Genomic DNA, 12,944 nt, shown 5'->3' on the forward strand with positions numbered 1-12,944 from the left:
GAGGACCGCGATGCGGCCATGACGTTTCAGCAGCCAGACAATCGCCGGGAAGAGAAAGTAAATGCGCCATTCCACGGCGACGCTCCACAGCGGCGAGTCGAACATGTTCCATCGCTGCACGGCGTCCTGAACGAGTAAGAGATTGCCGAGCAGAGCGACCCAGGGAAACGGCTTGTGAAGATGGGTGAGAGCGTAAATGGCTGCTGCAAGGGTAAGAGCGGCGTAACAGGGCGGCAGTATTCGGCGGGCGCGCCGCCGGAAAAAGTCGAGCGCCCCGCCGCGCAGCTCCCCCGCGCGGGCGACCGGCAGAATAAGACAATAGCCCGAAAGCACAATGAAAACATCGACCGCAAAGTGGCTGTAGATGATCCAATTCATCCAGAGGCCCAGCGCGCCCTGATGCGCGAGCATGCCGAACTGGGTGACCCAGAGGTGGGAAAGCACCACGAAAACCGCCGCCAGCGCGCGCAGGCCGTCGAGAAAATCCAGACGGTGCTGCGGCGTCGGCGGCGAATTGAGGTTCTGTGTGGGATGGGTGGTCAGGGAAATGCGCCTCGCGCCAGCGCTCGGTGGGAAAAGCGCTAAAGCGGCCGGTACCAGCCCGACGGGCGGGGTTTGGACGCGGATTCTTCATCTTCGTCATCCGAGACGCCGCCGAGGGCCGACACCGCCGTGATCTCGCGCGCGGCGACCTGGAACTGATGGATGTCGCACGATCCGGGCCGCGCCAGGTCCGCCAACTCCAGCTCCAGCGCCGCGATGCGCGCGGCTTCCGCGCTGTCTGCTTCGATCTCCACCGACGCCGAACCGGTGAAGCGCACGTTGACTTTATATTTGGTCTTTGCTCGCAAAAGTTTGATCTCTCCAGGCAATAGTGTACCGCATTTGGGAGCGTTCAGGCGCGGCTCATCAGCCCCCGAATGCCGGAGCTCACGGCGCCAAGCAGCGTGAAGATGTCCGTTTTCCCATCCCAGTGCTCGCGTATCACCGATTCGGGAACGGCCTTCACCACCCATCGCAGGGTAATCGCCGTCAGAATCAGATCGTCGGCCACGCCCAGTACCGGAATAAAATCGGGGACCAAGTCGATGGGGGACGCCAGATAAGCCGCCAGCAGCGCGAGGCCGATCTTACGAGACTTCAGCACGCGCGGATCCCTCAGCAGCCGTGTCGCCAGTTTGATCAGATTGGGCAGGAACAGGGCAGCTTCTTTGATCCGCGCGCGTCCCGCCTCGTAGCGGGCATGACGCTCCTGCAATGTCGCTTCCGACTCGCGTCCGTGAAAGTGGGTCAGCACGGCGAGCCAGCCAATCAGCCATGGGACCGCCATGGCGAGGCCGGCGAGCACGTCCGTAGGGTAGTGCGCCCCCACATAGACGCGGCTCCAGCCCACCAGCAGCGCCGTGATGATCGCGTAGCACCAGGCCCGGATACGCCGTCGCGGCGGACCGTCATGGGTCGTCCAGTGCGCGATCAGTCCATAAACCGTGAGCGCGAAAAAGACGTGCCCCGAGGGAAACGAGGAGCCGAGATGGTCATAAATGTGATAGGCGCGTGGACGGGGAAAGAAATGCTTCATGGATTCCATCAGCGCCAGACCGCCCGCCACGGCGCCCAGGATCACGGCGCCGTCGGGCTTGAACCGGCCGGTCATCCAAAACCCAATGACGATTAATGTCGTCAGCGCCACCACGACAAATGTTCCGCCGAGCCATGTGAAAAAGTCCATCATCATGCGCACGGCCTTGATCTGGTGCGCGTGGGCGTACTGCATCGCGTTCTGGTCGATGACGGGGAACTGATGATGGCTGGTATTCCAGGCGAGCATTGCGAACACGCCGAGGGCGATCAGGCAAAGCAGCGGCCTCCAAATCCGTTTGTGCAAGGGGAAATTCCTTCCAGGCATCCAAGCCTAAAGTCTTATACCCAAGCTGTGAGTTGGTCCGCGTGTCTGTGGAATTTTTCGTCAAAAAGCCGTACAATATCTCAACCCATGAGCACGACCCTCCCAAGCATTCGATGCAAAGCCCGCGACCGCCGCGCCGCCCTCGGTTTCTCCCTGGATACTCCGCACGCTGCCGCGGAGATCGCCGCCGCGCTCCGCGCTCCCACGGATGCGCCTGCGCCGGCCGCGCACGCCGACGCCCACCAGGCGCTGCATGGCGACCATGAGTGCGCGGCCGGTCAGGAAGCCGACATTCAGGGCATGCTGGCCAAGGTCGACGATCTGCCCGAGGATCTGCGCCGTGAGGACGAGGCCGACGCGTACGCCGCCGAGTTGCTGCTGCCGACGCCGCTGACGGCTCGTCTGTTTTGGGAAGAGCGTCTCAGGTCGTCGGAAATCGCCGCCACGGTCGGAGTGGACGTGGCGCTCGTTGAGTCGCAGATGGCCCACGCCGTTCTTCTGCCCGCAGAATCCGAGGAGCCGAGCCAGGAAACGGCGGCGAACCGCGAGGTGACGCTGGACCCATCGCAGCGCGCGGCGGCGGAGGCGGAGTGCGGACCGCTGCTGCTCGGCGCGGGGCCGGGAACGGGGAAGACCAAGACGCTGGTGGGACGCTGTCAGTTTCTCACCCGGGCGCAGGGCGTGAAGCCCGAACAGATTTTGGCGCTGACGTTCTCGCGCGACGCCGCGCGGGAGATGCGTGAACGCCTGCTCAGCGGCGGCGTCGGGACCGAACGCTCCGGTCCATGGGTCGGCACGTTCCACAGCTTCGGCCTGGAAATTCTTCGGCGCTATGGCTCGGAGATCGGCCTGCCCGAGCATGTGAACCTGCTGGGGACCCTGGACGCCGTGACGCTTTTAGAGAACCATCTGGATCAATTAGAACTGGACGTGCTGGACAACCTGCGCAATCCCGCCTATCATCTGCGCGGGATTCTGCGCCAAATCTCACGGGCCAAGGATGAACTTTGCCCGCCGCTGGAGTATGAGAAGCACGTTGCGGCGATGCAGGCTGACGCCACGGCGGCGGCCGAGGCGCTGGCGGCGAATGGCGGCAAAAAGGTCCTCAAAAAAGATCTGGAAGTGGTGGAGAAATTAGAAGCGCAGGCGGCGAAAGCGCGTGAAGTGGCGCGCTGCTACCATGTGTACGAGGCGCTGCTCGCCGAGAACGGTTACTTAGATTTCGCCGATTTGATCTCACGCGCTGTAGGATTGCTGGAACAGCATCCCCATGTGCTGGCCGAGCTGCAAACGCGTTTCCCCCATGTACTGGCCGATGAATATCAGGACGTCAATCGCGGCTGCGCGCGCCTGGTTCGCTTGCTGGCGGGCGAGGAGGCGCACGGTCTCTGGGCGGTTGGCGACCACCGGCAGAGCATCTATCGGTTTCGCGGCGCCTCGCCGGCGAACGTCGCCGCCTTCGGCCGCGACTATCCTGGTGGGCGGCGTTTGGAACTGGGTGTCAATTACCGTTCGCGCCAGCCCATTGTGGAGTGCTTCGCCAGCGCCGCGCGTGGTATGGCGCCTGAGCTTGCAAGTGAGTTTCCCGGATGGGAGGCGGCGCGGGGCGTCGCCGAAACCCAAGACCATCCCGCCGTGCTCTGCGCCGTCGCGCTCGATGACGAGGGGCAGGCCGACGGCGTCGCGAAGTCCATCGCCGCGCTGCGCTCTCAGGGATGGGCGTACCGCGATCAGGCGATCCTTTGCCGCACGCACGCCCAGGCCCAATCGTTCGTCGATCGTCTCTCCGAGCGCGGCGTTCCTATTCTTTATCTCGGCGCCCTCTTGGAACGGCCCGAAATCAAAGACTTGATCTGCCTTCTCTCGCTTTACGGCGGCGGCCCGACTACAGGAATCATCCGTATCGCCTCACTGCCCGAATACGCCGTGCCGCGTGAAGATATTTTGATCTTGCTGCGCCGCGCCCTGCGTGACGAGCGGCCGTTCTTTGAGGCGCTGGCCGACGTGGTGCTGTGGGACGGTCTCAGTCCCGCCGCCATCCCCGGCCTGGGCCGTCTTACCGCGCATCTCGCCGCGCTGGACGCACTGGACCGCGACCCCGTTGTGGTGCTCGGCGCGTATCTGTTCGACCATTCCAATTTCGTGCGCAATTTGGAAGGCGCCGACACGCCGGCGTTCGCCGCGATGCAGAAGCGTATGGCGCTCTATCAGCTTTGGGAGCTGGCGAAGAATTACGATGGCGGGATCGTCAAATCAATCTGCGGTCCCGCCGGTCCGCCGAACCGTATCCGGGATTTCTTAGCGCATCTTCAGCGCCTGGACGCCGTCGGCGAAAGCCCGCAGGGCGCCACGCCCGACGGCGCGGAGGCGCTGGACGCCGTGCGCATCATGACCGCGCACAAGGCGAAGGGCTTGGAATACCCTGTCGTCTACGTCCCGAACCTCGGCCACGGCCAGTTCCCCTCGCGCGGCCGACACGATGGCATCCCCGAGCCGCCCGGTCTCACCGGCGCCTCCGATGACGAGATGGAAGAGGATAACTGCCTCTTTTTCGTCGCCCTCTCCCGCGCTCGCGACCATTTAGTCCTGAGCCGCTGCGCTGCGAACGCCAAGGGAAAAGAGATCGAACCGTCGCCGCTGCTCAATCTGATCTCCCCATGGCTGATCGTGAACGCCGATTCCCTAGTCCAGTGGCCATCCGGCCGCGCCGAGGCGCCCGAAGCATCCGAAGACGACCATGGCGCGCCGCCCGCGCTGCCGCACCACAGCGCTTCCTCGCTGGAGCAGTACGGACGCTGTCCGCGCCAATATTATTACGAGCGTGAACTGCATCTGCCCGCCGAGCCGCCGTCCGGCGCCTACCCGAAGTTCGCCGCCGCCGTACGCCAAACCCTGCGCTGGCTGGACGACGAATGCGCTGCTGGCCGACTTCCCAACGCCGAGGCGCTGACCGCGCAGTTTGAAATCACCTGGACCGAGCACGGTCCCGTCGGCCGCCTGCACGAAGCCCGCTACCGCGCCCACGCCGAGCGCCTTCTCGCCAGCGCCCTCGGTTTCGCCACCACCGACCGAGCCGCCCTGGAAAACCCGTCCCTGCGCGCCACTCTCGCCGCGTGCCACATCAGCACGCGCCCCGAAGTCGTCTACGAGCGCCCGGGTGACGGCGCCCTCGTCATCGCCCGCTACCTAAACTCCAAACCCGCCCCCACCGACCAGACCGACAAGCGCCTCGCCCTCCTGCGCAAAGCCGCCGCCGACTCGCACCCGGAACGCACGATCCTCCTCCAACTGCGCTACCTCGAAGACGGCTCCGCCGTCGAAGTCGCCCCGCCCGCCACCGACTACAAAGCCAAACTCGAAGCCGACCGCCTCCTCAAGTACGAACGCGCCGCCCAGGGCATCGCCCGCCGCGACTTCGCCCCCGCCCCTGAGACCGCCGACACCTGCGCCGGCTGCGGGTACCGGTGGGTGTGCCCGAGCTAAAAAATGCAAAACAAAACTGAAATCTCAGAACCGGACGAAAAGGGTTCGTGGCCGCCGCAGCCTGACCGTAATTATCGTGTCTCAAAGATTGGTGTATCACAAATCGAGTTCGACGGCCAGTTTTTGAGATGCCGATGGAAGACAATCCATCCTGCCGCATGCGGTGTCGTGGGCGGTCTCAGTACGATGATGTTCATTCCGTTAAAGGATGCGTGGGAACTTTTTCCTAGACTGTTCACTCCCCCATTTACCATGATCCATCGCCATCCGGCGGCTGTCATTAAAATTTGCATCATCTTAGGATTGATGTGTGCATTTTGCGCCGGGATCACGATCTGGCTGTTTCGAGTGCGTATGAAACCGACATTGTCCATTGACCTGGCGAATCAAGTGTTCGAATTTGCGGACGCTACCGGCCTCACTCCTGCGAAAGCCATGCCGATGTCGGCAATCACCGGCCTGCGGACAAGAACCGCGCCGACATTTCGCCGCCAGCTCACTTTCGTTGAGGTCGGCGTGCAAAAGGGACGCAGCAATAAAACAGAGTGGCGCTCTTTTGCGCTCCTGCCCTCTCTCACGGAAGCCCAGATGGTGATGGACGAGATTAGCGTATTTACACGCATCCCGATCGCATCATGACGAGTGCTTACTCGAAGTACCACTTCCCCATATCCCGCGCCGCGTGCCAGGCCAGAAATGCGGCAAGGAGAGATGGGACAAGATCGTATAAGAAGTTGGGTGTCCACCAGGAATTATCGTTGAAGTTAAAGAGCATTCCAACACTCAACCGGAAGAGGCCGTAGCAGGTAGCAAACGTCAAAATCGGTCCCACGTAGGCCGCCGTATGGAGAAAGTGGCGCTCGGTTGGCGGCGTCTTTCTCTGGGCGGCATTGATGATCGAGAGCGCTAGTCCGTTCAATAAGCCCGCCGCCATTCCGGCAATCAGACCGTAGACGCAGCCAAAGAGTGCGCCGACGATAAAGAAGAACACGCCGTAAATTGCTCCGTAGAAAAACCCCAGGCGTGCGCCTTCCTTGAAACAGTACCAGAACAGAGCGCGCGTCATGGCCCAGATACTTAGTTTTTCCACTGTGGGGCGTTCGCCGTTGTCAATTGGTTGCGCGGAGTATTCATCAATCGGCGCTGGTTCAGCATACCAAACCTCCATCTTCCAAGCCGCCTGCCACGCCGCGAATCCGGCGATCAGGGAGGGGATGACGATGTAGAGGAGCCAGACGGATGGGGTGGGAAGCGAGACTGCTCCGTAGGCAATCTCCGCCACTTCAAGGTTTACCGCAATGCTCAGCGCGAGTGCGCTGAAGGATGTGAAGATGGGGCTGATCCGCATCGCCAGCAATACAAACCCTGGTTTCGGCTTGGTCCGACGCAGATAGTAGGGGTGAACGGCAGCAAGAAAGACGCCGTTGAGTAATCCCAGCATCAGCCCTGCGACGAGGCCGATGACCGCGCCGGGGAGTACGCCGTAGAAGAAAAAGAAAATACCGTAGAGCGCTCCAAAGAAGCACCCGCGCATGACGCCCTGTGTCATCCAGTGAACGATGATCTCTTGCGGCATTTCCTGCGCGGTAATTGCACGCGTAGGCTTGCTGGTTAACACAGCGTGTATGGGCGCGTTGTATAATTCGGCGCGAACGTCGTCGTTTGCCAGTCGATATCGCATTCCGGCGGTGGGAACGCGGGGGTGATTTGGGTGAAGTGATTGAAAGCGCTCCCATTCCATCCATCTTCCAGGCGCACGCGGGGCGCCGCAGAGGGGGCAGACGCCGCGCTGGACTTCGTCTATGGCGTAGGCGCCTTCGCAGACACGGCACCAGATAAATAGTGGATCGTGGGTCACAATCGGCGCCAATCCTCTCAGTAATCTGACCTATTTATACCACGCCCGCAGCTTTTGGACGCTTTGCCATGCGGCGAACGCCGCGATGCACGATGGAAGCATGCCGATTGCGAGAGCGTAAGCGGGAACATTCCATTGCACGCTCCCGGTGTCCCTCAGACTGTTGACGCAGGGAACGGCGCAGAAGAGGGTGAGGCAAACGCTTAACGTGAAAATGGGCATAATGCATAACGCTCGCTCAATAAAACCTTCCATTGTTCCCATCGTCCGCCGATGTCGCCGCATCAGCGCTGCGAGGACGATCCCATCCAGCAGACCAAGCGGCAGACCCGCGACTGCTCCAATAACACACCCATAAAGCGCTCCGCCAATCCAGAACCACACTCCCGCCAACGCGCCGTAGAGAAAGCCGCGCACCATGCCCTGTGTCACGCCATGCCAGATCAGCCGGAGTGACAGCATAACGGCATCAGTTTCATAGAGTGTTGGCGACTCCGGGCAGTCTCGCCCACATTCAATTTTCATCCTCTTGTCCCTCACGTCGGCCAAGCATTCATTCGAAGTACCAATCACCCATCTTCCGCGCCGCCTGCCACGCCGCGAAGGCGGCGACCAGGGAGGGAATGTAATCGAAGAGAGCATTGGGCGTTAATTCCGACAGCGTGAAGTTCGGCGCCCATCCGTTTCGAGGAATGCACAGCGTAAGATGGGTTGCGATCAAAGTGAGCACTGGGCTAACACGCGTGACGGTCCTCAGAAAATAGCGTTCTTCCACGGTTCGCCGCGACTGTATTGCGTTAATTGCGGATATCACGACGCCGTTCAGAAGTCCGACGACTGCTCCCATGCTCAGGCCGTATGCGCCGCCGCACAATATTCCGTACCAGAACCCGATAATTCCATATGCGGCGCCGTAGGCAAGACCACGCCATGCTCCCTGCCGCAAGCAATAAAGCGTCAGTACTTTGGTCATCTCGCGCCGATTCAACTCGTCCATCGTCCGGCGGCGTTTGCGGTATCGTGTTCGATCGAATTCCATTGCCTCGATTCCCATGGATTTGCTCCTTGCGAGCGACGATTAAAACTAGAGTGAACGTGTTCACTTTTTAAATATACCCGATATTGTGAAAAATATCGCAAAGTCTTAAAATAAATTTGCGACGAATGAGGGTGAGAGATTTTAGGCGGTGTCGCCGGGGATGAACTCGACGGGGAGGATGGTTTGTTCGGGGAGCGCTTCGCCTTCCCGGTGGGCGAGGAGCAGGGAGACGGCGTCGCCGGCCATTTTTCGCCAGGGTGCGCGGATGGTGGTGAGGCGGTAGGCGGGTGGAATGGGGGACACGGAGCCGTCGAAGCCGACGACGGCGAGGTCGCCGGGAACATTGACGCCCTGGGCGCGGAGGTATTCGATCATCTGGTAGGCGAACTCGTCGTTCCAGCAGACGGCGGCGGTAGGCCGCCGGGCCGGCTCCAGCTCTAGGAAGTGGCGCTCGACGCCGCTGACGATGTCGTCGTCGGTGCGCGCCGCGCCGGCGGTGACGGTCATGCCGAGGTCGTAGGCGGCGGCGCAGAAGGCTTCGTAGCGGAGGACTGTGGAGCTGAGACGGAAGGGGCAGACGCCGTAAAGGACGTGGCGATGTCCTGCGGAAGCCAGGTATTCGGCCTGGAGACGGCCGCCCGCGGCGTCATCCACGCAGATCGAGGGCAGACCGGCGATGGGATCGGTGATGGCGATCACGGGCAGGTGCGACGCGGCGAGGCGGGGCGCCAGGGCGCTGTCGCTGAAGGCGTGCAGGATCAAGCCGTCGACCTTGCCGTTCACGAGCCCCGTGTAAATGTCGTCGATGGTGTCGCCGCGAAAGGCGCCATGCATCATAAAGTCGCGCTGATGACGTTCGCACGACTGTTGGATGCCGCTGAGGACTTCGGCGAGAAAGAGGCTGCGCGCGTCGATGAAGCCGCCCATGTAGAAGCCGATCGCCTGTGTCTCGCGCCGCCGCAGAGAGCGGGCGATGGCGTTCGGCTCGTAGCGCAGCTCCGCCGCCGCCGCGATAATGCGTTCACGGGTGGCGTCGGAGACGCGCGTGTTGCTGCGTCCGCCGCTGAGAACGACGGACGCTGTGATCTTGTTCACCCCCGCGCGGCGCGCGACATCGGTGAGAGTTGGGGCTTCGTTTCGGCGCATGTAGTTATTTCTTGACGGATTCGGCCCCAGAGGCCCAAACCTGGGGGAGGAGTTAGGAATCCCCCTGGCCCCCAATGGGGGTAAAAGCTCATAGTCGCACACGTGATAAATCTTTGTCACGCAATCGATTATATGGTTTACACCCCTTGTGGGGGCCGGGGGCATCTTCTCCTCCCCAGGGCTGGGGGATGAGGGCCGTTCTACAACTGTGTGAACGTCATGGAATCCAGATTATACCCAGCATGATCCTCAACGAGTTTGAGCGTTTGCTTGCCGGCGGGCAGCGTCAACTGCGCCGTGACAGGAACCCAGTTCCGCCAGCCGCCCGTGTCGCCCACGGTAATCGAGCCGGTGAGGTTGACGCCTTGGACGTTCTCCAGATGGAAACTGCCGCCGTTTCCGGCAACGGCGGCGCGGAAGGTGACTGTGTATGTCCCCGCCTGCGCGACGTTCACTGTGTAGTTGAGCCATTCGCCGTCGGCGGACCAGCCCACATGGAAGCCCTCGCCGACATTGCCGGAGGCTTCCACATCGACGCCCTGGTAGGGACGGTAAACATTGCCCTCGTTCTTAGCGTCCGTATCGTGGAAGGCCACGCCTTCGCCGCCTTTGTCATAGTTCTCCATCTGCACCACGCCCGGGATGGCCGCCGCGACGCCCAGATAAGGCGATTCGGAAATCGGAGGCGCGGTGGCCGCAATGTCGCTCGAAAGCTTGGACACGCCCGCGCCATTCACGGCGGCGATACGATAGAAGTATTTGCCATTGGGAGTCAGTCCGGAGTCGACAAATGGCTGGGCGGCCACTCCAGTCGCGATTGGTTTTCCCGCCGGGGCGCCGCGCTTCGCGCTTCGGTAGACGTTGTAGGATGTCGCGTTGATATCGCTCGGCCAGGACAGCAGGATTTGTCGGCTGTCTCCCGGCGCGCTGCGGAGGCTGCGGGGCGCGGGCGGCGTCTTCGGCGCGCCCTTATAAACACGGACATAGTCGATCAGCATCTTCTGCGGGAACACAGTCGTTTTGTCCGGATTGCCGGGCCAAGATCCCCCGACGGCCGTGTTGATCAGAAAGAAAAACGGCGCGTTGAACGGATAGGGATTCTCGCCGTACTCCGCCGCCGTGCGCGTTTCGTACAGATTGCCGTCAATGTAAAACGCGATCGCATCCTTCACCCACTGCATTTGGAAGAGATGGTAACTGTCCGTGAAGACCTGTCCCTTGGGAAGCGTGTACGGATCATTCTTGATCAGGTCGCCGTGCGGCGGCGCGGCGCTCGCGCTGTGCAGGCTGCTCAGATTAAGATTTCCCCACGACTTCATGCCGATATTCTCCATGATGTCGATCTCCCCGCACTTCGGCCAGCCCACCTGCCCAATATTTTCGCCGAGCATCCAGAACGCCGGCCAGATCCCCTGTCCATAGGGCAATTGGATACGCGCCTCGACAAATCCATATTGAAACGGCTTCTTGTGCGCCGTCGTCATACGGACCGACTCATACTGTTTCCCGGTTGTGGACAGTATCTGAAACGCCTTTCCGTCCGTCGCCCTCGGGTCCGCCACTATATGCCCATGCTCCTGGTCGTTCGTGTAAATCTCCAGCTCCGCGTTGGCGTGGTTCGGCCCGACCTCCAGGTTCCAGCTGTCCACATCGGCCTGCGCCCCGACATCCTTGTGAAACTCATCGCTCCAGGCGAGCGTATAACCCGCCGGAGGCGCGGCCTGCGCTGATGCGCCGAAAGACAAGATCAAACCGGCGGCCGTCGAAGCGGCGAACAGACGATGTCGCGAAGTCATGGAAAGCGTTTCCTTATCAGCGTCGATAGCTTTAATGCGTTGACTTAACGGTTAAGTCAACGCGATAGTTTAAAGATATCACAAGTTGCTTTTGATGTCAATGAGAAAATCGTGGGATAGAGGGCTGCGTGTTACTGTTCATTAGGGTTTCGGCCCCTCCGCCCCATCCTGGGGAACTGAGTAAATGCGTTCGCCACAATCTGGTCCCCCAGGATGGGGCGGAGGGGTCGAAACTTTTCGATTCAAGATTTTGCGGCGTCGCTAAAATCTGAATGGGGATTGCTCTAATGATGCAGAAGCGCGGCGGAGCCGGAGGCGCTGATTTCTTCGAGGCCACGGCGCACGACGTAGCCGATGCCGCGCACGGTATGGATGAGCTTTTCCTCGTGGCCCTGATCGATCTTCTTGCGTAGGACGCCGATATGGACATCCACGGTGTTGGAGGCGCTGTCTTCGTCCAGCCAGACCCGCTCCTGGATGGCGGCGCGGTCCAGCGCGTGACCTTCCTGGGCGGCGAGGGCTTCGAGCAGGGTGTACTCGCGGCTGGTCAGTCCGATCTTGCGGCCGGCGCGGGTGACTTCGTGGCTGTCGGTGTCGATGGTGAGATCGGCGACCCGGATGACCGGCTCCTTGTGGACACGATTGCGGCGCAGCAGCAGCCGAAGGCGCGTTAGCAGGTCGGAGGCGTCAAAGGGCCGGGACAGACAGTCGTCGGGGCCCGCGCCTTCGGCCTTGGACCCATTCGCGCATTCCGTATGGGGATCGGTCAGCATGAGCAAGGGGGATTGGCTTCCGTCGGCGCGCAGGGTTCGGCAGATTTCGTCGCCGCAGAGATCGGGCAGCGCCTGGTCCACGACGATCGCGGAATAGGGACGCACGAAGGCGCGCGCGAGGCCTGAGCGGCCGTCCAGCGCCACATCCACCTTGAACCGATGCTCCCGCAGGCTGCGTCGAATCGTCGCCGCCAGCGCTACTTCACTCTCAATCACTAGAACTCTCATGGTTTCCTCCGCACTTGCTATTAAAGGAATACCCGGAGTTTATGAAAATATCATGAACTCGCTGTCAAACGTAATCTCTTTTGTAACCGGTTGCGGTTAGTGAATTCGAGGATATTAGTACGCCGAAACCCCGCGCCGCTCCAGCTGGCCGATCATCAGTCGGCACCAGAGCAGCGGAAAGAAGCCGGCGACGCCGAAGGCGCAGTCGATCAGCCGCCAATAAAACGGTATTCCTCGCAGGGGGCCAAATACAAGGGCGTAGGGAATCACGAGCACGCAGACGATCATGCCGAAGGTGATGACCCAGACATTGCGGACCGGCTCGCGCCAGGGGCCGAGGAACGCGATGGCGATGGCGAAGTGGCCGAAGGCGAGCCAGTCCGTGCCGTAGAACAGAAACGGCATGCGCGCGTCCACCGTGTGCAGGGCCGCGCGGACGGTAAGCAGCCAGGCGTCGAGGCCCGTGTAGTGGCGCGGATCGGCGGCGGCGGGCAGGCCCATCCACTGTGTCAGCATGTCCAGCTCATCGGCAAGGGGAATTGCGGTCGCGCCGCTGACCACCAGGCCGAGGATAAACAGCGAGAGCACAAACCGAATACGCGCGTACAGCCGGCGAATGCTTTTGGAGTTGTTCATAGGTGGGCGCTCTTGTGCTAGTTTAGCATGAAACGCCCGAGGCGGCAAGCATGGAATTGCGGCCGCCTCCTGGAAGCGG

12 protein-coding genes are annotated in these 12,944 nt (G+C 61.5%); 2 read left to right on the plus strand and 10 right to left on the minus strand.

Going from position 1 to position 12,944, the window contains the following annotated elements:
• The 3 genes from ABIZ35_RS10715 to ABIZ35_RS10725 form a co-directional block, all read right to left on the minus strand.
• Positions 1–627, minus strand: a 627-nt coding sequence (locus ABIZ35_RS10715; RefSeq protein WP_348219902.1) for an acyltransferase, incomplete at its 3' end; no start/stop codon positions are given.
• On the minus strand, positions 582–851 hold the full coding sequence (locus ABIZ35_RS10720) for a hypothetical protein (protein ID WP_348219891.1): 270 nt from the start codon (positions 849–851) through the stop codon (positions 582–584). The genes ABIZ35_RS10720 and ABIZ35_RS10715, both read right to left, overlap by 46 nt.
• A 44-nt stretch (positions 852–895) precedes the next feature.
• Complete coding sequence (locus tag ABIZ35_RS10725; RefSeq protein ID WP_348219892.1) at positions 896–1,885, minus strand: phosphatase PAP2 family protein; 990 nt, start codon at positions 1,883–1,885, stop codon at positions 896–898.
• A 108-nt stretch (positions 1,886–1,993) separates the two neighbouring features.
• Between ABIZ35_RS10725 and ABIZ35_RS10730 the strand changes: the two genes are divergently transcribed.
• Both ABIZ35_RS10730 and ABIZ35_RS10735 read left to right on the plus strand, forming a co-directional pair.
• Positions 1,994–5,389 (plus strand): ATP-dependent DNA helicase, encoded by a 3,396-nt coding sequence (locus ABIZ35_RS10730; protein WP_348219893.1) that lies wholly within the window; start codon positions 1,994–1,996, stop codon positions 5,387–5,389.
• Between the two features lie 3 nt (positions 5,390–5,392).
• Positions 5,393–6,028, plus strand: coding sequence for a hypothetical protein (locus tag ABIZ35_RS10735; protein ID WP_348219894.1), 636 nt, complete (start codon positions 5,393–5,395; stop codon positions 6,026–6,028).
• A gap of 7 nt (positions 6,029–6,035) precedes the next feature.
• Here ABIZ35_RS10735 and ABIZ35_RS10740 read toward each other — a convergent pair whose 3' ends face one another.
• The 7 genes from ABIZ35_RS10740 to ABIZ35_RS10770 all read right to left on the minus strand — a co-directional run bounded on the left by ABIZ35_RS10740 (position 6,036) and on the right by ABIZ35_RS10770 (position 12,865).
• Positions 6,036–7,247 carry a hypothetical protein gene (locus tag ABIZ35_RS10740; protein WP_348219895.1) on the minus strand — a complete coding sequence of 404 codons (1,212 nt, stop codon included), beginning with the start codon at positions 7,245–7,247 and terminating at the stop codon, positions 6,036–6,038.
• Positions 7,248–7,277: 30 nt separating this feature from the next.
• Positions 7,278–7,709: a hypothetical protein gene (locus tag ABIZ35_RS10745; protein WP_348219896.1), complete on the minus strand. Its 432-nt coding sequence runs from the start codon at positions 7,707–7,709 to the stop codon at positions 7,278–7,280.
• Positions 7,710–7,800: 91 nt separating this feature from the next.
• A complete protein-coding gene (locus tag ABIZ35_RS10750) occupies positions 7,801–8,286 on the minus strand; it encodes a hypothetical protein (RefSeq protein ID WP_348219897.1) in 486 nt (161 codons plus the stop codon).
• A gap of 141 nt (positions 8,287–8,427) precedes the next feature.
• On the minus strand, positions 8,428–9,432 hold the full coding sequence (locus ABIZ35_RS10755) for a LacI family DNA-binding transcriptional regulator (RefSeq protein WP_348219898.1): 1,005 nt from the start codon (positions 9,430–9,432) through the stop codon (positions 8,428–8,430).
• Positions 9,433–9,632: 200 nt separating this feature from the next.
• Complete coding sequence (locus tag ABIZ35_RS10760) at positions 9,633–11,228, minus strand: family 16 glycosylhydrolase (protein WP_348219899.1); 1,596 nt, start codon at positions 11,226–11,228, stop codon at positions 9,633–9,635.
• A 284-nt stretch (positions 11,229–11,512) separates the two neighbouring features.
• Positions 11,513–12,229 (minus strand): response regulator transcription factor, encoded by a 717-nt coding sequence (locus ABIZ35_RS10765; RefSeq protein ID WP_348219900.1) that lies wholly within the window; start codon positions 12,227–12,229, stop codon positions 11,513–11,515.
• Between the two features lie 114 nt (positions 12,230–12,343).
• Positions 12,344–12,865 carry a hypothetical protein gene (locus ABIZ35_RS10770; protein ID WP_348219901.1) on the minus strand — a complete coding sequence of 174 codons (522 nt, stop codon included), beginning with the start codon at positions 12,863–12,865 and terminating at the stop codon, positions 12,344–12,346.
• Positions 12,866–12,944 lie beyond the last annotated feature (79 nt).

Source organism: Capsulimonas sp. (genome assembly GCF_039929585.1).
In the GTDB taxonomy this organism is placed as follows: Bacteria; Armatimonadota; Armatimonadia; order Armatimonadales; family Capsulimonadaceae; genus Capsulimonas.

Bases quoted from the DNA above. Each gene is read 5' to 3' on its own strand.
- ABIZ35_RS10730 (WP_348219893.1), top strand. From the start codon at position 1,994: ATGAGCACGACCCTCCCAAGCATTCGATGCAAAGCCCGCGACCGCCGC.
- ABIZ35_RS10735 (WP_348219894.1), top strand. From the start codon at position 5,393: ATGCAAAACAAAACTGAAATCTCAGAACCGGACGAAAAGGGTTCGTGG.
- ABIZ35_RS10745 (WP_348219896.1), bottom strand. From the start codon at position 7,709: ATGCTGTCACTCCGGCTGATCTGGCATGGCGTGACACAGGGCATGGTG.
- ABIZ35_RS10750 (WP_348219897.1), bottom strand. From the start codon at position 8,286: ATGGAATTCGATCGAACACGATACCGCAAACGCCGCCGGACGATGGAC.
- ABIZ35_RS10755 (WP_348219898.1), bottom strand. From the start codon at position 9,432: ATGCGCCGAAACGAAGCCCCAACTCTCACCGATGTCGCGCGCCGCGCG.
- ABIZ35_RS10760 (WP_348219899.1), bottom strand. From the start codon at position 11,228: ATGACTTCGCGACATCGTCTGTTCGCCGCTTCGACGGCCGCCGGTTTG.
- ABIZ35_RS10765 (WP_348219900.1), bottom strand. From the start codon at position 12,229: ATGAGAGTTCTAGTGATTGAGAGTGAAGTAGCGCTGGCGGCGACGATT.
- ABIZ35_RS10770 (WP_348219901.1), bottom strand. From the start codon at position 12,865: ATGAACAACTCCAAAAGCATTCGCCGGCTGTACGCGCGTATTCGGTTT.